2 protein-coding genes are annotated in these 26,007 nt (G+C 70.6%); both read right to left on the reverse strand.

Features of this window, described 5'->3' with window-relative positions:
• Positions 1-70: 70 nt before the first annotated feature.
• Positions 71-640 (reverse strand): carboxymuconolactone decarboxylase family protein, encoded by a 570-nt coding sequence (locus G6N26_RS06675; RefSeq protein ID WP_067169082.1) that lies wholly within the window; start codon positions 638-640, stop codon positions 71-73.
• A gap of 121 nt (positions 641-761) precedes the next feature.
• A complete protein-coding gene (locus tag G6N26_RS06680) occupies positions 762-25,523 on the reverse strand; it encodes a non-ribosomal peptide synthase/polyketide synthase (RefSeq protein ID WP_163648739.1) in 24,762 nt (8,253 codons plus the stop codon).
• Positions 25,524-26,007: the final 484 nt, after the last annotated feature.

The raw sequence follows: 26,007 nt of genomic DNA on the forward strand, positions 1-26,007 counted from the left end.
GACGCTAAGAGTTCTCGATTGATAAGTCAATCGCTTACGGCCCTGAGCAATTCACGCCGACGCCCGGGCCCTAGGGGCCGGGTGGGCGGCCGTCCGGGGGCCAGCTGGACACGCCCTCCTCCAGCGGCACCTCGAGGCTCTGCAGGATGGAGGAGACCATGCGCCACGCCCCGATGACCGTGACAAGCTCAACGAGAACCGTTGTGTCGCCGTCGAATTCGCGCTCGCAGGCCGCCCAGCTGGCGGCACTGACCGCGCCGTCGCGCACCACGTCATCGGTGGCCGCCAGCACGGCCCGCTCGGCGGGCCCAAACCCGGCATGGTTCCGCCAATCTCGCACCCCGAGCAGGTCCTCGCCCGGGACGCCGAGGCGGGACGCGACGCGCCAGTGCTGTGTCCATTCGTAGTCGCAGGCGGTCAGCCAGCCGATGCGCATGATCGCCAACTCCCGCAACCGCGCGTCGAGGGCGCCGTGCCAGAGCATGGTGGCGAGCAGGTCGTTGATGGCGCGCGCCAGCGGCGGATGGTTGAGCAGCACTTGAAAGATGCTCAGTTCGGCCATGTAGTTGGGGACGGCCGCTTCGTCGGCGGCGGCTTTGGCTTCGTCCAGTGGCAGTTTGGGCAGGCGCGCTGTTGTCACGGATGAGCACTCCTCTCCTGCGGCGGGACAGTCGCGTTCTACCGGTCATGGTAGTCAGCGGCAGGCGCGGCGATGACGGCTTCGGGCCGGGGCGGCGAAATACGCTACCGGACAGGGTGTTTCAGAGCAGACCGAGCAGCTGCAGGTCGGCCACGTATTTGACGATCACCGCCGGGGTGATATGCGGGATGTCGTTGTCGGGGCCGATCTTGGCTTCCTGCACCGCGGCGCGGAACCGCTCGGTCGGTCCCAGGCAGCCGCGCGCCGGGTCCGCCGGCGGCACGTGTTGGGCGTTGCGCAACTGCAGCAGCTGCAGCACCGACTGGTGGCGCTGGCGTTCCGGCAGGGCGTGCAGCGCGGTCTCCATCCGGCGCAGCCACTCCCCGAAGTCGTCGACCCGCTCGATCGGGTAGCCGGCCTCGATGACCCAGTCGACGTACTCGTCGAGCCCGACGCCGTCGTCGTGCGGGTTCATCACGTGATAGGTCTCGAACCCGGCGGCGGAATCGCGGCCGACCTGGGCGCCCAGCGTGGTGATGGATTCGGCGACGAACTCGACCGGCAGTGCGTCGAAGTGCGCGCGTGGCCGGTTGCCGTGGGAGTCGAGCTGGTAGAACGAGCCCGGGGCGACGCCGCTGGCCACGACGCTGAACAGCAAGCGGGTGAACATGTCCGACAGGTTCAGCTGGCCCGCGTAGGTGGTGTCGGCCAGGATCATGTCGCAGCGGAACACCCCGACGGGCAGCGCACACAGGTCGTGGGCCTCGCGCAGCAGCACCTCGCCGGCCCACTTGCTGTTGCCGTAGCCGTTGCCGTAGCTGCCGTCGATGGTGCGGATCGGGCCGGCGACGCGGACGTCGGCGTCCTCGGTGAACGCGGCCGGCTCGATCTGGTCGCCGACGTTGGCGGTCGAGACATACGTGTACGACTTGAGTTTGGTGGTGAGCGCCAGCCGGATCAGCTCGGCGGTGCCGGCGACGTTGGGGGCGAACAGTTCGCTGTAGGGCAGCACGCCGTTGACCACGGCCGCGGAGTCCACGATCAGGTCGACGGTGTCGGCCAGCCGCTGCCAGGTCTCCTCGTTCAGGCCCAGATTCGCGTGGCCCTTGTCACCGGCGATGACCTCGAGGTGGTCGGCCGCGAGTTCGTCGAAATACCGCCGCAGGGCGGGGTCGCCTGCACAACCGGGGGGGTCGAAGGTCCTCTCCAGCCGGCGCCGCGCATCCTCGTCGGAGGTGGCCCGCACCAGGCAGATCAGCTTTCCGTCGGCCAGTTCCAGCCGTTCCAGCCATTGCAGCACCAAATAGCGGCCCAAAAAGCCGGTGGCCCCGGTCAATAGGACTGTGCGCACCTCGGCGCCCGGTCCCGGCAGCGACGGCGCGGCGGCCAGCGTCGGGGCGTCGATGAACTTGTCCAGCGTGAGGTCGCAGGCGTACACCTCGGTGGCGTCGCGGCCGTGCACCGAGGCGAAGTCGCCCTGTTGGCCTTCCGCCGCATCGTGATCGCGGTTGAGCTGCTGGCTCAGGCTGCGCACCGACGGCGCCTCGAAGACGGCGCGCACGGGCAGGTGGATGTCGAGGGCGTTGTAGATCGCGGCGACCAGGCGCATGGCCGACAGGGAATCCCCGCCCAGGTCGAAGAACGACTCCTGCACCCCGACCCGCTCGAGGCCCAGCACCTGGGCGTAGAGCCAGGCCAGGATCTCCTCGACGGCGGTGGCCGGTGCGAGGTAGTCGTCGCCGCCCTGGTAGTCGGGGGCGGGCAGGGCGCGGACGTCAAGCTTGCCGCCGGGCGTCAACGGCAGCGCATCCAGGACCACCACCGCGGCCGGCACCATGTAGGCGGGCAGGCGCTCGGCGAGCAGGGTGCGGAGTTCGGGCGGGTTGGCCGTCCCGGTGATGTAGCCGACCAGCCGCTTGTCGCCCGGGCGGTCCTCGCGGGCGATCACCAGCGCCTGCTCCACCCCGTCCAGTCCGGCCAGCGCGGACTGGATTTCGCCGAGTTCGATGCGATACCCGCGGATCTTGACCTGTTCGTCCGCGCGCCCCACGTAGCGCAGCTGCCCGTCGGAGCCCCACCACGCCAGGTCCCCGGTGCGATACATGCGCGCGCCCTCCCCGCCGAACGGGCACGCCACGAACCGGGACGCGGTCAAACCGGGTCGGCCCAGGTAACCGGTGGACACGCCGCCGCCGGCAACATACAGCTCGCCGACCACGCCCGCGGGTACGGGCTGCAGGCAGCCGTCGAGCACGAACAGCGCGGCCCCGGACACCGGCGAACCGATCGGCGGCACTTCGGGCCCCGGCGTGAGCGGCGCGCTGATGGCCGCGACGATCGTGATCTCGGTGGGGCCGTAGACGTTGACCATCACCCGCCCGGACGCCCACCGCTCCACGATCTCGACCGGGCACGCCTCGCCCGCGACCGCCAGCACGGCGGACTCCAGGCCCTCCGTGGCGAGCATCGCCACCTCGGACGGTGTCTGGGTCAGCATGTCGACCCGTTCGGCAACGAGCAAGGCGTGCAGGTCTTTCGGGGAACGCACGACCTCGTCCGGTACGACGAGCACCCGCCCGCCGTGCAGCAGGGCGCCGAAGATCTCCCACACCGAGAAGTCGAAGGCCAGGGAATGGCAGTGGCTCCACACCCGTCCCGGCGCCGCGGGCAGGCCGGCGGCGCCCAGCGAGGCGAACAGTTGGGTGGCGTTGTGGTGGGTGACCGCCACGCCCTTGGGGACCCCGGTGGTGCCCGAGGTGTAGATCGTGTACGCGATGTCGTGCGGCGCCGGCGCCGGCGGCGCCGTGGTGGGCCGGTCCTGGATCGCCGGGTCGTCGAGGTCGATGACCAGCAGGCCGAAATCGTCGAGGCGCGAACGGTATTCGGCGGTGGTGAGCACCGCCGCCGGTGCGGCGTCGCCGAGCATGAAGTCGATCCGGGACGACGGCAGGCCCGGGTCGACCGGGACGTACGCGGCCCCGGTCTTGAGCACCGCCAGGATGGCGACGACGGCCCGGGCTGAGCGCTCGGTGAGCAGCGCCACGCACTGTCCCGGCCCGGCACCATGGTCAATCAGCGTGTGCGCCAATTGGTTTGCGGACTCGTCGAGTTCGCGGTAGGTCCACGAATCCGCCCCGTGGGTCAGGGCCATCGATTCGGGGGTGCGCGCGACGTGGCCGGCGAACACCTCCGGCATCGACGCCGGGGGCCGCGACGGGCCGTCCAGCACCAGCCGGTTGCCGATCGCGTCGAGGCGGGCGTGCTCGTCGGCGCCGAGGATGTCGATCGACGACAGGCGCCGGGCCGGGTCGGCGGTCATGGCCGTCAGTACGCGGTGGAGCCGGGTGATCAGCGCTTCGATGGTGGCGGCGTCGAACACGTCGGTGCGGAACTCCACGGCGCCGCCGATCCCCTCGGGCTGGCCGTCGGCGCCCCAGCGTTCGGCCAGCGACCACGCGAGATCCATGCGGGCGGTGCGGGTATCGACGGGCAGCGGGGTGACGCGCACGTCGCCCAGGCTCAGGTCGGCGGAGTCGGTGTTCTGCCAGGCCAGCATGACCTGCACCAGCGGATGGTGCGCGAGACTGCGGGTGGGGTTGAGCCGTTCGACGAGGACCTCGAACGGCACGTCCTGATGTTCGTAGGCGGCCAGGCTGCGCGCGCGCACGTGGGACAGCACCTCGGCGATGGTGGGGTCGCCGGCCAGGTCGACGCGGAGCACCAGGGTGTTGACGAAGAAGCCCACGACGTCGTCGAGGGCGGGGTCGCGCCGCCCGGCGATCGGGAAGCCCACGGCCACATCGGAATTCGCGCTGACCTTGGCCAGCAGGACGGCCAGGGCGGCCTGCACCACCATGAAGCTGGTCGCGTTGTGGGCGCCCGCCACCGCGCGCACCCGCTGCTGCAACTCCGCGGGCCAGTCCACGGCGACGCTGGCCCCGCGGAAATCGGCCACCAGCGGATACGGCCGATCGGTGGGCAGTTCGAGTCGCTCGGGCATTCCGGCCAGGGCGTGTTCCCAATACCGCACCTGCCCGGCGATGAGGCTGTGCGGGTCCTGCAGTTCGCCGAACTGGGCGCGCTGCCACAGCGTGTAGTCGACGTACTGCACCGGCAGCGGCGCCCAGTCCGGGGCGCATCCGGCCGAGCGGCCGGCGTAGGCCTCCCCCAGGTCGCGCACCAGCGGGGTCAGTGACCACCCGTCGGCGGCGATGTGGTGCACGACGGCCACCAACAGGTGCTCGGTGTCGTTGAGGCGGAAAAGCAGTGCCCGCAACGGGATTTCGGTGGCCAGGTCGAACCGGTGGCCCACCACGGTCTCGATGGCGTTACGCAGCCGGGCGGTTGACCACCCACGCGCGTCGCTGATCTGCCAGCCGCAGTCGGCCTCGTCCACCTCGACGACCAGTTGCCGCGGTATCCCCTCGCGCGCCGGGAACAGTGTCCGCAGGCTTTCGTGGCGGGCCATCACGTCGGCCAGCGCCGCGCCGAACGCCTCGGCGTCGAGGCGGCCGTGCAGCTGCAGGGCGATCGCCATGTTGTGCACCGGTGAGGGCCCGTGCAATTGGCCGATGAACCACAGCCGCGACTGGGCGAACGACAGGGGCACCATCTCCGGCCGCTCGACGGCCACCAGCGGCGCGCGCCCGCCGCCGTCGGTGCCCAGGCGCGCCGCCAACCGGCGAATGGTGGGCGCCTCGAACAGGGCCCGCACGCCGAGGTGGACGTCGAGGCCGGTGTTGACCTCCGCGACCAGCCGCATGGCCGACAGCGAATCCCCGCCGAGGTCGAAGAAGGAGTCGTCGATCCCGACACCCTCGACGCCCAGGACGTGGGTGTAGATGTCGGCCAGAGCCTGCTCGACGGCGGTGGTCGGCGCGCGGTAGTGATCGGCGCCCTGCGACCAGCGCGAGTAGTCGGGCGCGGGCAGCGCGCGGGTGTCGAGTTTTCCGTTGGGCGTCAACGGGATTGCGTCGACGGCGAGCATTATGGCCGGGACCATGTAGGCCGGCAGCCGCTCGGCCAGCTGGGCGCGGACCTCGACCGGATCGGCGGTACCGGTGAAATAGCCGACGAGCCGCCGGTCGCCGGGCCGATCCTCGCGGGCGACGATCGCGGCCTGCTCGACGCCGTCCAATTCGGCGAGCGCGGACTGGATCTCGCCGAGCTCGATGCGGTAGCCGCGGATCTTGACCTGTTCGTCGGCGCGGCCCAAGTACTCGAGCTGACCGTCGTGGTTCCACCGCACCAGATCCCCAGTGCGGTACATGCGCGCGCCGGGTGCGCCGAACGGGCAGGCCAGGAACCGCGACGCCGTCAGGCCGGCCCGGCCGACGTAGCCCGCGGCGACGCCCGAGCCGGCGATGTACAGCTCGCCCGTCACGCCGGTGGGTACCGGCCGCAGCCACGCGTCCAGCACGAGAAATCCCAGATGCGCCAACGGCATTCCGATGGGGCTGGCGTTGGTCTCGAGGTCGCTGTCGGCGATCTCGCGGTAGGAGGCGTGCACCGTCGTCTCGGTGATGCCGTACATGTTGATCACGCGCGGGCGGTGGGGATGGTTGTCGAGCCACTTCGCCAGCCGCTGGGGGCTCAGCGCTTCGCCACCGAACACCAGGGTGTGCACGCTGAGCCGCGGGCCCGACTGCGCGCCGTCGACGCTCTGCAGCGCCGAGAACGCCGACGGGGTTTGGCTCAGCACGCCAACGTTCTCGGCAATCAGCAAGGCGTGCAGGTCTTCCGGCGAGCGCACCACCTGGTCGGGCACGACGAGCAGGGTCCCGCCGCCGAGCAGTGCGCCGAAAACCTCCCAGACCGAGAAGTCGAAGGCCAGCGAATGGCACTGGCTCCACACCCCCGTCGCCGACGCCAGCCGGTCGTGCAGCGCGGCGAGCAACTGGGTGACGTTGTAGTGGGTGACCGCGACGCCCTTGGGGGTGCCGGTCGTGCCGGAGGTGTAGATGACGTAGGCGACGTTGTCGTGGGCCGGCGCCGGCAAGGCGGTGGCGGACCGGGTGTGCACGGCGGGGTCGTCGACGTCGATGACCGCTCCGTCGAACCCGTCGAGCCGGTCCCGCAGGTCCGCGGTGGTAAGTGCGGCGATCGGTGCGGCGTCGGTCAGCATGAATGCGACCCGCGTGTGCGGCATCGCCGGGTCGATCGGTAGGTAGGTGGCCCCGGTCTTCAGTACCGCCATGATCGCGGCGACGGCGGGGGCCGAACGTCCCAGCAGTACCGCCACGCACCGGCCCGGCCGCGCGCCGCGCTCAATAAGCAAGTGCGCCAGGCGGTTTGTGGACTCGTCGAGTTCGCGGTAGGTCATCGAGCGGCCCTCGAAGGTCAGCGCAACCGCCTGGGGGCGGCGCGCGACCTGGGCGGCGAATATGGCGGGGATCGAGGCCCGGATCGAGGCCGTCGCATGCGGCCGGCGTAGCGCCGCGCGGTTGCCGATGGCGTCGAGGCGGGCGTGCTCGTCGGCGCCGAGGATGTCGATCGACGACAGCCGCCGGGCCGGGTCGGCGGTCATGGCCGTCAGTACCCGCCGCAATCGCTCGATCAGCGCTTCGATGGTGGCGGTGTCGAACACGTCGGTGCGGAACTCCACGGCGCCGCCGATGCCGGCGGGTTGGCCGTCGGCGCTACAGTGTTCGGCCAGCGAGAAGGCCACGTCGGTGCGTGCGGTGCGGGTGTCGACCGGCAGCGGGGTGACGTGCAGGTCGCCGAGGCTCAGCTCGGTGGGTTCGTCGTTCTGCCAGGCCAGCATGACCTGTACCAGCGGATGGTGCGCGAGGCTGCGGGTGGGGTTGAGCCGTTCGACGAGGACCTCGAACGGCACGTCCTGGTGCTCATAGGCGGCCAGGCTGCGCGCGCGCACCTGGGCCAGTAGTTCGGCCGTCGTGGGGTCGCCGCCGAGGTCGACGCGCAGCACCAGGGTGTTGACGAAGAAGCCCACGACGTCGTCGAGGGCGGGGTCGCGCCGGCCGGCGATCGGGAATCCCACGGCCACATCGGAATTCGTGCTGATCTTGGCCAGCAGGACGGCCAGGGCGGCCTGCACCACCATGAAGGCCGTCGCGTTGTGGGCGCCCGCCACCGCGCGCACCCGCTGCTGTAATTCCGCGGGCCAGTCGATGGCGACGCTGGCCCCGCGGTAGTCGGCCACCAGGGGGTAGGGGCGATCGGTGGGCAGTTCGAGCCGTTCGGGCAGCCCGGCCAGCGCCGCCTCCCAGTACGCCAGCTGTGCGGCGATCGGGCTGTTGGGGTCCTCGAGGTCACCGAACTGGACGCGCTGCCAGAGCGTGTAGTCGACATACTGCACCGGCAGCGGCGCCCAGCCCGGCGTATCCCCGACCGATCGGCTGGCGTAGGCGAGCGCGAGGTCGCGCACCAGCGGGGTCAGTGACCACCCGTCGGCGGCGATGTGGTGCACGACGGCCACCAGCACGTGCTCCTCGTCGCCGAGCCGGAAAAGGCGCACCCGCAGGGGGATTTCGGTCGCAAGGTCGAAGGTGTGCCGGGCCGCGTCGCGGATGGCGCCCTCGAGCCGGGCCGGTGACCAGTCGGTGGCGTCGGTGGTCTGCCATTTGACGTCGGCGCGCTCGGGGGGCAGCACCACCTGCTGGGCTATCCCGTCGGTGGCGGCGAACACCGTCCGCAGACTCTCGTGCCGCGCCACCACATCGCCGAGCGCGGCGCCCAGCGCGTCGGCGTCCAGGCGTCCGGTGAGGCGCAGCGCCGCCGCCATGTTGTACACCGGGGACGGGCCGTGCAGCTGATCGATGAACCACAGCCGCGATTGGGCGAACGACAGCGGCACCACCGCCGGCCGCTCGCGCGCCACCACGCCGGCCAGGCGCCCGCCGTTCGCGCTGACGCGGGCCGCCAGCGCGCCGATCGTGGGCGCCTCGAACAGCGTTCGCACGCCGAGCTGCGCGTCGAGACCCGTGTTGATCGCGGCGATCACGCGCATCGCCGACAGCGAATCCCCGCCCAGGTCGAAGAAGGAGTCGTCCACGCCGACCCGCTCGAGCCCGAGCACCTGGCCGTAGATGCCGGACAAGATCTCCTCGGTGGGCGTGGCCGGGGCCCGATACTGACCGCCGGTGTATTCGGGCGCCGGCAAGGCCCGGGTGTCGAGTTTGCCGTTGGGCGTCAACGGCAATGCCTCGATCGCCACCACGGCGGCCGGCACCATGTAGGCGGGCAGCCGTTCGGCCAGCCGGGCGCGAAGCCCGGCCGGGTCGGCCGTGCCGGTGATGTAGCCGACGAGCCGCTTATCACCGGGCCGGTCCTCGCGGGCGATCACCGCGGCCTGTCCGACCCCGTCCAATTCGGCGAGCGCCGTGTGGATTTCGCCCAGCTCGATGCGATGCCCGCGGACCTTGACCTGGTGGTCGGCGCGGGCGACGTAGTGCAGCCGGCCGTCCGGTGCCCAGCGCACCAGGTCGCCGGTGCGGTACATGCGCGCGCCGGCCGGGCCGAATGGGCAGGCCACGAACCGCGATGCCGTCAAACCGGCGCGCCGCGCATACCCGACCGCGACCCCGTGCCCGGCCACGTACAGCTCCCCAACCGCGCCGGCGGGCACCGGGCGCAGCCAGTCGTCCAGCACGACAAGCGCCGCCCCGGATACCGGGGACCCCAGCGGCGGCGCTCCGGCGCCAGGGGTCAGCGCGGCGCTGAGCGTCGCATCCACGGTGGTTTCCGTCGGGCCGTAGGCGTTGATCATCACGCGGTCCGGGGCCCATTGGTCCACGAGCGCGGCCGGGCAGGGCTCGCCGCCGATGATCAACGACGCGTGCAGCTTTCGCGGTGACAGCGCGGTGAGCGCCGACGGGGTGTGGCTCAGCACGCTGACCCCCTCGGCGGCCAGCAGCGCGTGCAGTTCGTCCGGTGAGCGCGTCACCGACTCGGGCACCACCACCAGCCGGCCGCCGCCGGCCAGCGCGCCCCAGATCTCCTGCACCGAGACGTCGAAGCCGTACGAGTGACATTGCGACCACACGCCCGCCGCGGGCAGCGGCGCGTGCAGGGATTCCAGCAGCTGGGTGACGTTGCGGTGGGTGACCGCAACGCCTTTGGGGACGCCGGTCGTCCCCGAGGTGTAGATGAGGTAGGCGACGTTCTCGGGTGCGGGCATCGGCAACGGATCGGCGGGGCCGGTGGGGGGTTCGCCGGCGTCGATGACCGGGACGCCGGATCCGTCCAGCCGGGACCGCAGGCCGGCGGTGGTGAGCGCGGCGACCGGCGTGGCGTCGCCGAGCATGAACTCGAGGCGCGCCGCGGGCAGGGCCGGGTCGATCGGCAGGTAGGCGGCCCCGGTCTTGAGCACCGCGAGGATCGCGACGATGGCCTCGGCCGAGCGGGGGAACAGCAGCGCCACGCACTCCCCCGGCCGCGCGCCACGTTCGATCAGCCTGTGCGCCAACCGGTTCGATGCGTCGTCGAGGTCCCGGTAGGTCATCGAACGGCCCTGGAAGGTGACCGCTCCCGCCTCCGGAACGCGGGCCGCCTGGGCGGCGAACAGCGCCGGCAGCGATACCGGGGCGCTGGGCCGTTCGGTCAACGTCGCGTGGTTGCCCCAGAGTTGCAGCCGGGCGCGCTCCGGCGCGTCGAGCACGTCCAGCGACCGCAATGGCCGAGTGGGATCGGCGGGCATGGCCGCCAGGAGCCGGTGCAATCGCCCGATCAGGGCGTCGACGGCCGCGGGTTCGAAGACGTCGGTGTCGAATTCGATGCGCAGTCGCAGTTCGTCGCCCGGTACGGCTTGCAGCGACAGCGGGTAGTGGTTGTATTCGTGGCTGGTGAACTCGGTGGCGGCCAGGCCGTCGGCCGCCGAGAGCGCGGCGGCGTCGATCGGGTAGTTCTCGTACACCAACAGCGTGTCGAACAGCTGGTCGTGTCCGGTGCTGCGGTGAATTTCGTTCAGCGCCAGGTGCTGATGCTCGACGGTGTCGTTGTGGGCGCGTTGCAGCCGGTCCAGGAATTCGGCGACGGTCGTCGTTGCGGTGGCGTGGGCGCGCACCGGCACTGTGTTGATCAACAGTCCCACCATCGATTCGGCGCCGGGCAGCTCGGCCGGCCGGCCGGACACCGCGGTGCCGAAGGCGACGTCGCGCCGGCCCGTCAGCGACATCAGCAGCTGCGCCCAGGCGGCCTGCAGCACGGTGTTGAGGGTGGTACGGCAGGTACGGGCGAGTTCGCCGAGCGCACTGGTGGTTTCGGCCGAGAGCCGGACCGCGGCGACTTCCCGCGGCCCGAGCTCCGCGCGGCCCGGCGGGCCGACCAGGGTGGGGGTGTCGAAACCGTCGAGCGCCTCGCGCCACGCGGCGTGCGCGGCCGCGACGTCCCGGTCCGCCAGCCAGGTGACGAAGCGGCGGTACGGCGGCGCGGCCGGTAACCGCGACCCGTGGTAGCAGGCGAAGACCTCCTGCAGCAGGATCGGCAGCGACCAGCCGTCCATCACGATGTGGTGGACGGTGAGCACGAACCGGAATTCGTTGTCGCCGACGCTGATCAGCGCGGCCCGCAGGGGCGGTTGATCATCGAGGTCTCGGACCGCGGTGCGTTCTTCGGCGGATATCTGCCGGACCTGCTCGTCGATGTCGCCGCCGTCGATTTCGATGTGCCGGTAGGCGAACTCGGGGGCGGCCGGGATGATCTGCAGAGGCTCGCCGAAGCCGGACCAGAATCGAGCGGCGAGGTTGGGGTGGCGGGCGATGACGGTCTGCGCGGCGCGGTGGAGACGCTGCGGGTCGAGGGCGCCGCGCAGCGTGATGGTCAGCTGCACCGCGTATACGTCACCGTCGGGTTGCGAATGAAAGAGCAGCCCCTGCTGCAGCGGGGTCAGCGGCAAGACGTCGGCGACGTCGTACCGCCGCTCGAGTTCGTCGATCTGCTGCTGGTCCAGGCGGGCCGGCGCGACGTCCGACGGGGTCAGCCCGCCGCCGCCGCGTCGCACGTGAGCGCAGATTCCGGCCAGGGCCTCAAACCACAACCGGCTCAACCGGTTTACCTGCTCGTGGGTCAGCGCCGAGGACGCCCACGACCAGCTGGCGTGCAGGCGCGGGCCGTCCTCGCCGTCCATGGTGCCGGCGTTGAGTTCCACCGTGTGCGGCAGTGGCAGGGCCACCGCGGCGACCGCGGCGCTCAGCGCGTGAGTGTTCGGGCTGAGTTGCCATAGCTCGTCGGACGATTCGGCGGGCGCTGCCCCGACGCGGCCCAGGTAGTTGAAGCCGATGGCCGGGTCCGGACCGTCCACGCCCGCTTCGGGATTCAGGTGTCGCAACAGCCCGTAGGTCAGGCCGTCGGGCAGGGCGCGCAGTTGCTCCTTGGCGTCCTTGACCACCGCGCCCAGCGCGGCCTCACCCGCGACCACGCGAGCCCAGTCCAGCCCGTGGACGTCGAGAGCCACCGGGTACTTGGCGGTGAACCACCCGACGGTGCGGGACAGGTGCACGTGCGGGCCCAGATCCTCGCTGCGCCCGTGCGCCTCGACGTCGACGCCGATCGGCGTCACGGTCCCTAGGAACTCCGTGAACGCCAGCCCGAAGGCGATCAGCAGGATGTCCTGCACCCCGGCGTGAAACGCGGCGGGCACCTCGCCCAGCAGCTGGCGGGTCGTCTCGGCATCCAGCGACGCCGACAACTGCCCGGCCGTCTCATAGGTGTCCCAGGGCTGGACGGCAGGCAGCACCGGCGGCGTCTCGGTGACCCGCCGCCACGCGTCCGCCAGCTCGGCCACCGCCGGGTCCTTCGCGTGCTCGGCCAGCAGCGACGACCAGCGGGCGAAGGAGGTGCCGGGGGTGGGCAGCTCGATGGGCTGGCCGCGGTGGTGCTGGGCCCAGGCGATGTTGAGGTCTTCGATCAGGGTCCGCCAGGAAACGGCGTCGACGGCCAGGTGGTGAACGATCAGCGCCAATTGGTTTGTCGCGCTTGACCATACCGCGCACAGCAGGACGCCGGCGCCCGGGTTCAGCCGCGCACGAGCACCTATCAGCGCCGCCTCCGAGAGCACGTCGACGGTGCGCAGGCAGGCGCGCGCGTCCACCGACCCCGCCTCGGGGACGTGCATGTTCCAGCCGCCGGCACCGTCGTCGTCGACGCAGAGCCGCAGCATGGGATGGCGGTCGAGCAGCGCCTGCAGCACAGCCACCACGTCGGCCTGGCTCACCCCGGCGGGCGCCGCCAGCACCATGGTCTGATTGAACTGCTCGATCGGGCCGTCCATATCGCGCAGCCAGCGCATGATCGGGGTCGCCACCACCGGCCCGGTGCCCTCGTCGACTACGTCGTCCTCGCCGGTGGCCAGCGTGACGACCCGCGCCAGCCGGGCCACCGACTGCTCGACGAAAACATCGCGGGGCCGGCACATCACGCCGGCCGCCCGGGCCCGGGCAACCACCTGCATCGACAGGATGCTGTCCCCGCCCAGGTCGAAAAACGAGTCGTCCACCCCGACTGGGTCCACGCCCAGCACCTGGGCGTAGATGCCGGCCAGGATCTCCTCGATCGCGTCGGCCGGCGCGCGATACCGGCTCACGGTGTATTCGGGTGCCGGCAGGGCGCGGGTGTCGAGCTTGCCGTTGACCGTCAACGGCAACGCGTCCAGGACCACCACCGCCGAGGGCACCATGTAGGACGGCAGCCGCTCGGCGAGCCGCGCCCGGATTTCGGGTGGGTCGGCGGTCCCGGTCACGTAGCCCACCAGCCGCGCGGCGGCGTGGTCTCCCCGAGCGATCACCGCGGCCTGCTCGACGCCGTCCAATTCGGTGAGGGCGGAACGGATTTCGCCCAGCTCGATACGGTGGCCGCGGATCTTGACCTGCTCGTCCGCGCGCCCGAGGTACTCCAGCTGACCGTCGTGGCCCCACCGCGCCACATCCCCGGTGCGATACATCCGCGTTCCGTTCCCGCCGAACGGACACGCCACGAACCGCGACGCCGTCAACGCGGCCCGGCCCAGGTAACCCGCGGCGACGCCGCGGCCAGCGATGTACAACTCGCCGACCACACCGGGCGGCACCGCGCGCAGCCATGGGTCCAGTACGAACAGGGCGGCCCCGGGCACCGGCGCACCGATCGGCACCCGGGCGGAGCCCGCCGTCAACGGGGGCGTCATGGCCGCGAACATCGTGGTCTCGGTGGGGCCGTACTGATTGACCATCACCCGCCCCGGAGCCCACCGGTCCATGACCTCGACCGGGCACGGCTCACCGCCGACGATCAGCGCCACCGATTCCAGTCCGTGCGGCGAGAGCGCCGCCACCGCCGACGGGGTCTGGCTCAACACCGTGACATGTTCGGCAATCAGCAAGGCGTGCAGGTCTTCCGGGGAACGGACGACCTCGTCGGGGACGACGACCACGCGTCCCCCGCGCAGCAGCGCGCCGAAGATCTCCCACACCGAGAAGTCGAAGGCCGGCGAGTGACAGTGGCTCCAGACCCGCCCTAGGCCCAGTTCGGCGTCCACCGACCGCAGCAGCTGGGTGACGTTGTGGTGGGTGACCGCCACGCCCTTGGGCACGCCGGTGGTTCCGGAGGTGTAGATGACGTACGCGACGTCGTCGGGCGACGGGTCCGGCAGCCCGGTGGCGGGCTGGTCGGCCAGGGCGGGGTCGTTGACGTCGATGACGAGATCGGGATTGCTCAGGCGGGAGCGGAATTCGGTCGTGCTGATCGCCGCGATCGGGGCGGCGTCGGCGAGCATGAACTCGATGCGGGCGGCCGGCAGCGCCGGATCGATCGGCACATAGGCGGCCCCGGTCTTGAGGACCGCCAGGATCGCCACGACCGCCTCGGCCGACCGCGGGATCACCACCGCGACCCGCTGGCCCGGTCCCGCTCCGCGACCAACCAGCATGTGCGCCAACCTGTTTGTGGCCTCGTAGAGTTCGCGGTAGGTCCACGCCCGCTCGCCGCAGGTGATCGCGACCGCCTTGGGGTCCCGCGCCACCTGCGCGGCGAACAACGCCGGGATCGACGACCGTGCGGTCGGGGGCCGGCCCAGCACGGCGCGGTTGCCGATGGCGTCGAGGCGGGCGCGCTCGGGTTCCTCGAGGACGTCGATGGCGGACAGCGGCCGGGCGGGGTCGGCGGTCATGGCGGCCAGCACCTGCTGCAACCGCGTGACGAGCGTCTCGATGCTGGCCGCATCGAAGACGTCGGTGCGGAACTCCACCGTTCCGCCGATGCCGGCGGGCTCGCCGCCCTCGCCCCACCGTTCGGCCAGCGACCACACCAGATCCATGCGGGCGACCTGGGTTTCGAGCGGCAGCGGCGTCACCCGCACCTCGCCGAGGCTCATGTCGGCGGGCTCGTTGTTCTGCCAGGCCAGCATGACCTGGACCAGCGGGTGATGAGCCATGTCGCGGGTCGGGTTGAGCCGTTCCACCAGCACTTCGAACGGCACGTCCTGGTGTTCGTAGGCCGCCAGGCTGCGCCGGCGCACCCGGGCCAGCAGTTCGGCGACGGTGGGGTCACCGCTGAGGTCGACCCGCAACACCAAGGTGTTGACGAAGAATCCGACCACCTCGTCCAGCGCCGGGTCGCGCCGGCCCGCGATCGGGAACCCCACGGCCACATCGGGACTCGCGCTCACGGCGGACAGCAGCACGGCCAGGGCCGCCTGGACGACCATGAAGCTCGTCGCATTGTGCGCCCGCGCCAGCTGGGCGATCTGGTGCTGCAGGGCAGCCGGCCACTGCACGTCGACGCTGGCGCCACGATAGTCGGCCACCAGCGGATAGGGCCGGTCCGTGGGCAGCTCAACGTGTTCGGGTAGCCCGGCCAGGGTGTGATCCCAGTAGTGCAGTTGCGCCGCGATGGGGCTGTCGGGGTCGTCGAGGGAGCCGAACTGGGCGCGTTGCCACAGCGTGTAGTCGACGTATTGCACCGGCAGCGGTGTCCACTCCGGCGCCCGCCCGCGGCAGCGGGCCGCGTAGGCGGCCCCGAGATCGCGCACCAGCGGGGACACCGACCACCCGTCGGCGGCGATGTGGTGGACGACGGCCACCAACACGTGTTCGTCCTCGCCGGTCTGGAAAAGCCATGCCCGCAAGGGGATTTCGGTGGCCAGGTCGAAGGTGTAGCGCGCCGCGTCCTGGGTGGCCTCCGCCAGCCAGGTCGCCGGCCACCGCGTCGCGTCGACGATCTGCCAGTTGACGTCGGCCTGCTCGGCCGGCAGCACCACCTGTTGGGGGGCGCCCTCGGGGGCGAGGAAGATCGTCCGCAGGCTTTCGTGGCGGGCCACCACGTCGTCCAGGGCCGCCCCCATCGCGTCGGTGTCCAGGCGCCCGGACAGGCGCAGGGCGACCGCCATGTTGTACACCGGCGACGGCCCCTGCAACTGATCGATGAACCACAAGCGGGACTGCGCGAACGACAACGGCACCACCACCGGCCGCTCGCCGACGACCAACCGTCCCGCCCGACCGGCGCCGGCCTCGACCCGGGGCGCCAGCTGCGCGACCGTGGGAGCCTCGAACACGGTCCGGACCGTCAGACCGGCATCCAGGTCGGCGTTGATCGCGGTGATCAGACGCATCGCGGAGAGGGAGTCTCCGCCGAGGTCGAAGAAGGAGTCGTCGGCCCCGACGCGGTCGACGTCGAGCACCCGGGCGTAGATGCCGGCCAGCGATTCCTCGAGCGCGTTCTCGGGCGCCCGGTAGCGGTCGGCGTCGCGGTATTCCGGCGCGGGCAGCGCGCGGGTGTCGAGCTTGCCGTTGACCGTCAACGGCAAGGCGTCGAGCACCACGACCGCCGAGGGAACCATGTACGTGGGGAGCCGCTGACCCAACCGGGCCCGAATGTCGGCGGAATCAGCGGCTCCGGTCACATAGCCGACGAGACGCTTCTCGCCGGCACGATCTTCGCGGGCGATCACCGCGGCTTGCTCGATACCCTCCAATTCGGCCAGCACAGCGCGGATTTCGCCCAACTCGATGCGATAGCCCCGGATCTTGACCTGATCGTCGGTGCGGCCGACATAGTGCAATTGCCCGTGGTGGTCCCATCGGACGAGGTCGCCGGTGCGATACATGCGCGTGGCGTTGCCGCCGAACGGGCACGCCACGAAACGCGACGCCGTCAGGCCCGCTCGCCCCAGATAGCCGGCGCCCACCCCGGCACCGGCGACGTACAACTCCCCCACCACCCCGGCCGGCACCCGGCGCAGGCACCCATCGAGCACGAAGAACGCGGCCCCGGCCACCGGCGACCCGATTGCCGGTGGCCCGGACCGCGCCGGCCCCCTTGTCAAAGGGGCACTGTGTGACACCCAGATGGTGGTCTCCGTCGGCCCGTACACGTTGACCATCACTCGACCGGGCGCCCACCGGTCCACCAGCTCACCCGGGCACGGTTCGGCGCCCACCACCAGCGTGACCGTCTCCAGGCCCTGCGGTGACAGCATCCCCAGCGCCGACGGCGTCTGCGCCAACACCGTGACGCGCTCGCCGATCAGCGTGGCGTGCAACTCGTCCGGCGACAGGGACGCCGAGTCGGGAACCACCACCAGGCGCCCGCCGTGCAGCAGCGCGCCCCAGATCTCCCACGCCGAGAAATCGAACGCGAGCGAATGGCACTGGCTCCAGACCTGATCCGGTCCCAGTGCCACTCCGGCGTCCAGCGCAGCAAACAGCTGGGTCACGTTCGCGTGACTGACCGCCACCCCCTTGGGCGTGCCCGTCGTGCCCGAGGTGTAGATGACGTGCGCGACGTCGTCGGCCGCCGGCCCCGCCGCGACTGCCGTCACCGGGTGGGCCGACAGGGCCGGGCCATCGATGTCGACGACGGTCCCACCGAATTCGCCGAGCCGCGAACGCAACTCGTCGCTGGTCACCACGACGCGCACACCGGCGTCGGCGACCATGAAGCCGATCCGCGCCGTCGGCACCGACGGGTCCATCGGCACGTAGGCAGCCCCCGTTTTCAGCACTCCCAGGATCGCGATGACGGCCTCGGCCGAGCGCTCCAGCAACACGCCCACGCACTGGCCCCGGCGCACACCATGGCCAATCAGCAGGTGCGCCAGTCGATTCGCGTCCGACTCCACTTGCCCGTAGGTCCACGAGCGCCCGCCGCACCTGATCGCCACCGCCTGCGGCGCGCGTTCCACCCACGCGGCGAACAGCGCCGGAACCGACGCTCCCGCCGCCGGCCGCCCCAACGCCGACCGATTGCCCCACCCGTCAAGCCGGGCGTGCTCGTCGTCGTCGAGCACGTCGATCGACGAGAGCCTGCGGGCCGGGTCGGCGGTCATGGCGACCAACACGCGCCGCAACCGTTCGGTCAGCGTGTGGATCGTGTCCGGGTCGAACAGGTCGGTGCGGAACTCGACGGTGCCGCCGATCCCCGCCGGCTGGCCGTCCCCGGTCCAGCGTTCGAACAGGGAGAACGTCAAATCCGTGCGTGCGGTGCGGGTCTGCACCGGGACCGCGGTGATCTGCAGCTCACCCAGGCTCAACTCGGCGGGATCGTTGCCCTGCCAGGCCAACAGCACCTGCGTCAGCGGATGATGCGTCAGGGAGCGAGTGGGGTTGAGCCGCTCCACCAGCACCTCGAACGGCACGTCCTGATTTTCGTAGGCCTCCAGGCTGCGCCGGCGCACCCGGGCCACCACGTCGGCGACGCTGGGATCACCGGCGAGATCGACCCGCAGCACCAACGTGTTGACAAAGAAGCCCACCAACTCGTCCAGCGCGGGATCGCGCCGCCCGGCGATCGGAAAGCCCACCGCCACATCGGAACTCGCCGTGAGCTTGCCCAGCAGCACCGCCAGCGCCGCCTGCACCACCATGAAGCTGGTGGCGTTGTGCGCCCGCGCCACCGCCCGGATCTGTTGCTGCAACTCGGCCGGCCAGTCGATGTCGGTGGCGGCGCCCCGGTAATCGGCCACCACCGGGTACGGCCGATCCGTCGGCAACTCGACCCGTTCGGGCAACCCCGCCAAGGTCCGCTCCCAATAGGCGAGCTGTCCGACGATCGGGCTCTCCGGGTCGTCGAGGTCACCGAATTGGGTTCGCTGCCACAGCGTGTAATCCACGTACTGCACCGCCAGCGGCGACCAATCCGGCGCCCGTCCGGCGCAGCGGCCGGCATAGGCGACCCCCAGGTCGTGCACCAGAGGATTCAGCGACCAACCATCCGCAGCAATATGATGGACCACCGCCACCAGCACATGCTCGTCGCCGGAGACTCGGAAAAGCTGGGTCTGCAAGGGTATTTCGGCTGACAGATCAAATGCATAACCGGCTGCGCCATCAACGGCCTCCTTTATTCGTGCCGGCGACCAGCCGGCGACATCTATCACGTCCCACCCGACAACGACCCCCTCGGCGGGCAGCACCACCTGCTGTGGCGTCCCGTCGGACACGGCAAACACCGTGCGCAAACTCTCATGGCGGGACACCACGTCGACGAGCGCCGCACGCAGCGCGTCGGTGTCCAGCGGTCCACGCAGCCGCAGCGCGGCCGCCATGTTGTACATCGGCGAGGGTCCCTGCAGCTGATCGATGAACCACAGCCGGGACTGCGCAAACGACAAGGGCACCACCGCCGGCCGCTCGGCGGCCTCCACTCGGGCAATCCGCTCCGCACCGCCGTACAGGCGCGGAGCCAATTGGGCCACCGTGGGCGCCTCGAACAACGCCCGCACCGAAACCCCGGCGTTCAGACCGGTATTCACGGCGGCGATCAGACGCATCGCCGACAGCGAGTCCCCGCCCAGGTCGAAGAAGGAGTCGTCCACCCCGATAACCTGGGGCGGCTCCACGCCCAGCACCTGCGCGTAGATGCCGGTCAGGATCTCCTCGACGGCGCCCGACGGCGCCCGGTACCGGTCGACGTCGCCGTATTCCGGCGCCGGCAGGGCGCGGGTGTCGAGCTTGCCGTTGACCGTCAACGGCAACGCATCGAGCACCACCACCGCCGAGGGAACCATGTACGTGGGGAGCCGCCGACCCAACCGGGCCCGAATCTCGGTCGGGTCAGCGGCTCCTGTCACATAGCCGACGAGACGCTTCTCGCCGGCACGATCCTCACGGGCGACCACCGCCGCCTGCTCGACGCCGTCGACGTCGGCGAGCGCGGCGCGGATCTCACCCAACTCGATGCGGTAACCGCGGATCTTGACCTGCTCGTCCGCGCGCCCGAGATATTCCAGTTGCCCCTCACCGGAACTAGAGCTGCCCCACCGCACCACGTCCCCGGTGCGATACATCCGTGCGCCGTACCCTCCGAACGGGCAGGCGACGAACCGCGCGGCCGACAGCCCCGGGTGGCCCACATACCCGGTGGCCAATCCCCCACCGGCGACGTACAACTCGCCCACCACCCCGACGGGCACCGGGCGCAACCACCCGTCGAGCACGAAGAAGCCGAGGTTGGCAAGCGGCACCCCGATCGGGCTGACGTTGCCGTCGACATCGCCGCCGAGGATCTCGCGGAACGAGGCGTGCACCGTGGTCTCGGTGATGCCATACATGTTGACCATCCGCGGCAGGCCCGGATGACGATGCAACCACGTCGCCAACCGTCGCGGATCCAGCGCCTCCCCACCGAACACGACCGTCTGCAACTTCAACTGCTCACCGAGCTCCGGCGCCAACGCGTCGGCGCTCTGCAACGCGTAAAACGCCGACGGCGTCTGACTCAACACGTTGACGTTTTCGGCAACCAGCAAGGCGTGCAGGTCTTCTGGTGATCGGACGATGTCGTCGGGCACGACGACCAGGCGGCCGCCGTGCAGGAGGGCGCCGAAGATCTCCCACACCGAGAAGTCGAAAGCCAGGGAATGACACTGGGTCCAGACCTGCCCGACGTCGAGTTGGGAGTCGATGCAGTCCAGCAACTGGGTGACGTTGCGATGGGTGACCGCCACACCCTTGGGCACGCCGGTCGAGCCCGACGTGTAGATGATGTAGGCGATGCTGTCCGCCGCCGGCACCGGCAGCCCGGTGGCGGGTCGGGTCCGCACGGCGGGATCGTCGATGTCGACGATCGGCCCGGCGAACCCGCCCAGCTGCGGGCGCACCCCGGCGGCGGTCACCGCCGCGATCGGGGCGGCATCGTCGAGCACGAACTGCACCCGCGTCGCGGGCACGCTCGGGTCGATCGGCACGTAGGCCGCGCCCGTCTTGAGCACCGCCAAGATCGCCACGATCGCCTCGGCCGACCGCGGCAGCGCCACCGCCACCCGTTGGCCAGGGCCGGCGCCGTGCTCAACGAGCAAGTGCGCCAACCGATTTGTGGCTTCGTACAGGTGCCGGTAGGTGAACGACCGCCCGCCGCAGCTGATGGCGACCGCCCCCGGGGCCCGGGCGACCTGCGCGGCGAACAGCGCCGGGATCGACACCAGGGCCATGGACGGCAGGGCCAACACCGTCCGGTTGCCGATGTCGTCGAGCCGTTCGTGCTCGGCCGCGTCGAGCAGGTCGATCGACGACAGCCGGCGGTCGGGGTCGGCGGTCATGGCCGCGAGGACCCGCCGCAGCCGTTCGATCATCGTCTCGATGCTGCCCGCGTCGAACACGTCGGTGCGGAACTCCACCATGCCGCCAATGCCGGCGGGCCGGCCGTCCTCGTCCCACCGTTCGGCCAGCGACCACACCAGATCCATGCGGGCGACCTGGGTGTCGACGGGCAGCGGGGTGACCCGCACCTCGCCCAGTTCCAGACCGGCGGCGGGCCCGTCGTGCTGCCAGGGCAGGTTCTGCCAGGCCAGCACCACCTGCACCAGTGGATGATGCGCCAGGTTGCGGGTGGGATGGAGCCGGTCCACCAGGACTTCGAAGGGCACGTCCTGGTGTTCGTAGGCGGCGAGGCTGCGTTGGCGAACCCGGTCCACCAGGTCGGCGACGCTGGGGTCGCCGCTCAGGTCGACGCGCAGCACCAGGGTGTTGACGAAGAAGCCGACGACATCGTCGAGCGCGGGATCGCTGCGGCCGGCGATCGGAAAGCCCACCGCCACATCGGAACTCGCGCTCAACTTGGCCAGCAGGACGGCGAGCGCCGCCTGCACGACCATGAAGGTGGTCGCGTTGTGGGCGCGGGCGACCTGCGCGACCTGGTCCTGCAGTTCGGCCGGCCACTCGACATCGATGCGGGCGCCGCGGTGGTCGGCGACCAGCGGGTAGGGGCGATCGGTCGGCAATTCAAGGCGTTCGGGCATCCCGGCCAGCGCGCCCTGCCAATACCTCAGCTGCGCGGCGATCGGGCTGCCCGGATCGTCGAGGTCACCGAATTGCGCGCGTTGCCAGAGGGTGTAGTCGACGTAGTGCACCGGCAACGGCGCCCAGTCCGGGGCCTGGCCGCCGGACCTGCGCACGTAGGCCGCGCCGAGGTCGCGCACCAAGGGGGTCAGCGACCAACCGTCCGCGGCGATATGGTGGGCCACCGCCATCAGCACGTGGTCGTCCTCGGCGAGGCGGAAAAGCCGTGCTCGCAAAGGGATTTCGTTGGAGAGGTCGAACCGGTGGCAGGCCTGGGTCTCGATGGCCTGGCTCAGCCGGCTGACCGGCCATCCGCCGGCGTCGATGACCTGCCAGCCCACGCGGGCGTCGGCGGCCGGGACCACCACCTGCCGGGGCGTCCCCTCGGACGCGACGAACACGGTGCGCAAGCTTTCGTGCCGGGCCACGACGTCGCCCAGGGCGGTGCCCATGGCGTCGGTGTCGAGCGGCCCGCGCAGCCGCAGGGCGACCGCCATGTTGTGCACCGGCGACGGTCCGTGCAGCTGGTCGAGAAACCAGAGCCGGGATTGCGCGAACGACAAGGGCACCACGGCGGGCCGCTCGGCCGCCACCACCCGCGCGAGCTTGCTGCCGCCGCCGCACACGTGCGGCGCGAGTTCGGCGACGGTCGGCGACTCGAACAGGGCGCGCACCCCGAGGTGGGCGTCGAGGCCGGTGTTGACCGCGGAGACCAGCCGCATTGCCGAGAGCGAGTCGCCGCCGAGGTGGAAGAAGGAGTCGTCGACACCCACGCGGTCGACGCCGAGCACCTGGGCGAAGATGCCGGCCAGGATCTCCTCGATCGCGTTCTCGGGCGCGCGATATCCGTTGCCGCCCTGGTACTCCGGGGCGGGCAGGGCGCGGGTGTCGAGTTTGCCGTTGACCGTCATCGGCAGCGCGTCGAGCACGACGACCGCCGACGGGACCATGTAGGTGGGGAGCCGCCGACCCAACCGGGCCCGAATGTCGGTCGGGTCAGCGGCTCCTGTCACATAGCCGACGAGACGTTTCTCGCCGGCACGATCCTCACGGACGAGCACCGCCGCGCGTTCAACGCCCTCCACATCGAGCAGCGCGGCACGGATTTCGCCGAGTTCGATGCGGTAGCCGCGGACCTTGACCTGTTCGTCGGCGCGTCCGAGGTAGCGCAGTTGACCGTCGGGTCCCCAGCAGACGAGGTCGCCGGTGCGGTACATGCGGGCACCGGGTGCCCCGAAGGGGCAGGCCATGAACCGCGACGCCGTGAGCCCGGGGCGGCGCCAATAGCCCACGCCCACACCCTCGCCGGCCAAATACAGCTCGCCGACCACACCGGCAGGCACCGGACGCAACCACTCGTCGAGCACGAAAAACGCCGCCCGCCTCACCGGCGAGCCAATCGGCGGGAACCCCGACCCAGCCCTCAACGGCGCGCTCTTACACGCCCACATCGTGGTCTCGGTCGGGCCATAGACGTTGACCATCACCCGATCCGGCGCCCACCGATCCACCAACTCGGGCGGACACGGCTCGGCACCGATCACCAACGCCGTCCCATCCAACCCCTGCGGCGACAGCATGCCCACCGCCGAGGGGGTCTGGGTCAACACCGTGACGCCCTCGTCGACCAGCAGCGCGTGGAACTCCTCGGGCGAGCGCGCCACCGCATCAGGCACCACGACCAGGCGCCCGCCATGCAGCAACGCACCCCAAATCTCCCACACCGAAAAGTCGAACGCATACGAATGAAACTGCGTCCACACCTGCTCAGCGGACAACGCGACACCGATCCGCAGGTCATCGAACAACTGCGCGACGTTATGTTGCGTCACCGCCACCCCTTTGGGCACCCCCGTGGTACCCGAGGTGTAGATCACATGCGCCACATCGCCCGGATCCGGCAACGGCGGCGGCGAACTGGGCTGGGCGCCGATCGCGGGATCGGCGATGTCAATGACCGTCAGGTCGAACCCCTCCAGCCTGCCCGCCAACTCCGCGGTGGTGATCACCGCCACCGGGGCCGCATCGGTGAGCATGAACTGCACGCGAGCCGCCGGCAGCGCCGGATCGATCGGCAGATAGGCCGCCCCGGACTTGAGCACCCCCACAATCGCCACGATCGCCTCAACCGAGCGCGAAAACACCAGCGCCACAAACGCACCCGGACCCACACCCCGCCCCGCCAGCACGTGAGCCAGCCGATTAGCGGCCTCATCGAGCTCCCGATACGTCATCGACACATCCCCGAACGTCACCGCCACCGCATCCGGAGTACGCGCCACCTGCGCGGCGAACAACTCGACCATCGACACCGGCATCGACGGCCGGCCCAACGCCGAACGGTTGCCCCATTCGTCGAGCCGGGCCCGCTCGTCGGCGTCGACGGCGCCCAGGGACAGCAGCCGCCGCGTCGGATCGGCCGTCATCGCCGTCAAGAGCTGTTGGAGTCGGTCCGCCAAGTCGCCGGCGTCGAGATGGGCCCACGGTTCCCACCTGCCCGCCGTGCTGAAGACGAGGTCGTCACCGTCGCCGGAAAAGATCAGCCCGAAGCCGTCCGCCTGGCCGGAGTTCGTGTACGACGCCGACGCCGTGACGCCGCCGAAGGGCAGCGTGAACGCCGACGGGATGAAGTTGACGCTGACCCGCTCGGGCGGTTGCGCCAGGCCGCGGACCTTGCGCTCCAGGGCGTGCACCGGAAAGCGCTGGTGCTGGATCGCTTCGTCGATTCGTGTCTCGACGTGTTTGCAGAACGCGGCGACCGTGGTCTCCGGCGAGACGCTCAGCACCAGCGGCACCACGCCGGCGACCATCCCGGGCAGCGTCTTCTGCTCCGGGCGCACGCGGCGGCTCACCGGGAAGTCGAGCACCACGTCCGAGCCCTCGGCGGACCACCCGCGCACCAGCAGCGCGCAGGCGGCGGTGATGACCGACGTCTGGGACACCCCCCACACCTCGGAGAACCGATTCACCCGGCGCAGCACGCCCGGATCCAGGGAGGTCGGGGCGGACGGCCACGGGTCGCGCTCGGCGGCGCCCTGCGACGGCCGATGCTGCGCCTGTCCGGCCGGGGGCAGGTTCGCCGTCCAATACGCCTCGTCGTCCCGGTAGTCATCGGAGCGTTCGTACTCCGATTCGCAGTCGATCAGCTGCCGCAGTGAGCCGAAGACGGCCGTGGGAATGGGCCCGGCGGACACGATCGCGGAGTAGATCGAGGCGATGCGATGACCGACCAGCCCGACGCCGGTCCCGTCGATGACGATGTGGTGGCAGCAGGCGAACAAGAAGAATTCGTCGCGCCGGGTCGCAAATAAGACGAACCGGAACAGCGGACCGGTGAGCGGCATGGGCGTGCGCTGGATCGCCAACGCCCGCCGACGCGCTTCCTGCACCGGATCGGGCACGCCGGTCAGGTCGTCAAAGGTGAGCTCGACGTTCGGGTAATCGACCGCCCGCTGGAAGACCTGGCCGTCGACCTCGACGAAGGCCACCCTGGCCGGCTCGGCTTCCCGCACCGCCTGCCGGATCGCCCACTGCAGGGCGTCGCGCTGGACCATGCCGTCGATCCGCACGAACAGGCCCAGCTGCCACTCGGTATCGGAGTGACCGGTTTCGCGCGCCAGCCAGATGTCCAGCTGTCCGCGCGTCAGCGGAAGTGCTTGATGATCAAGCTGCATCCAACGCCCCAACCACAGGGTCTTCCTTTCAACCCCCCGGTTGACTGAAGCGGCTCGCGCAGAAGCCCGGTCCGCTTCTGCTCGATGTAGCCCCGGCGCCCGGCGCGACCCCCCCTACGGCGCCCCGCCCGACGATCGGGTGGAGCGTTTGGCACAGGCCGACCGCAACCGGTGTTGCAGTTCGTCGCTGACCGAGACGGCCGAGCTGGCGGATGTCGCTATCGAACGGACGACGCTCACCGACTCCGGAAATCTCGTAGTCAACACGAGTGCAACAGTCCGAAACGCTAGTAGACGAGCACCCCGGTAGTCCAGGTTTATCCAAACTTAATGTCCTGTGAATTACCCAAAATCGTCGAGCAGACCTGGTGATCATCGCCTTAAGATACTTCTAGTACTGATCATAGGCAGTCTAGCTACATACAGTATTGACTGGAGCGAGGGGTTCAGTCGTTCCGCTTCCGCCACAACGGCGGCGACCGTT

Origin of the sequence: Mycobacterium marseillense (genome assembly GCF_010731675.1) — a bacterium.
GTDB classification, from domain to species: Bacteria; Actinomycetota; Actinomycetes; order Mycobacteriales; family Mycobacteriaceae; genus Mycobacterium; species Mycobacterium marseillense.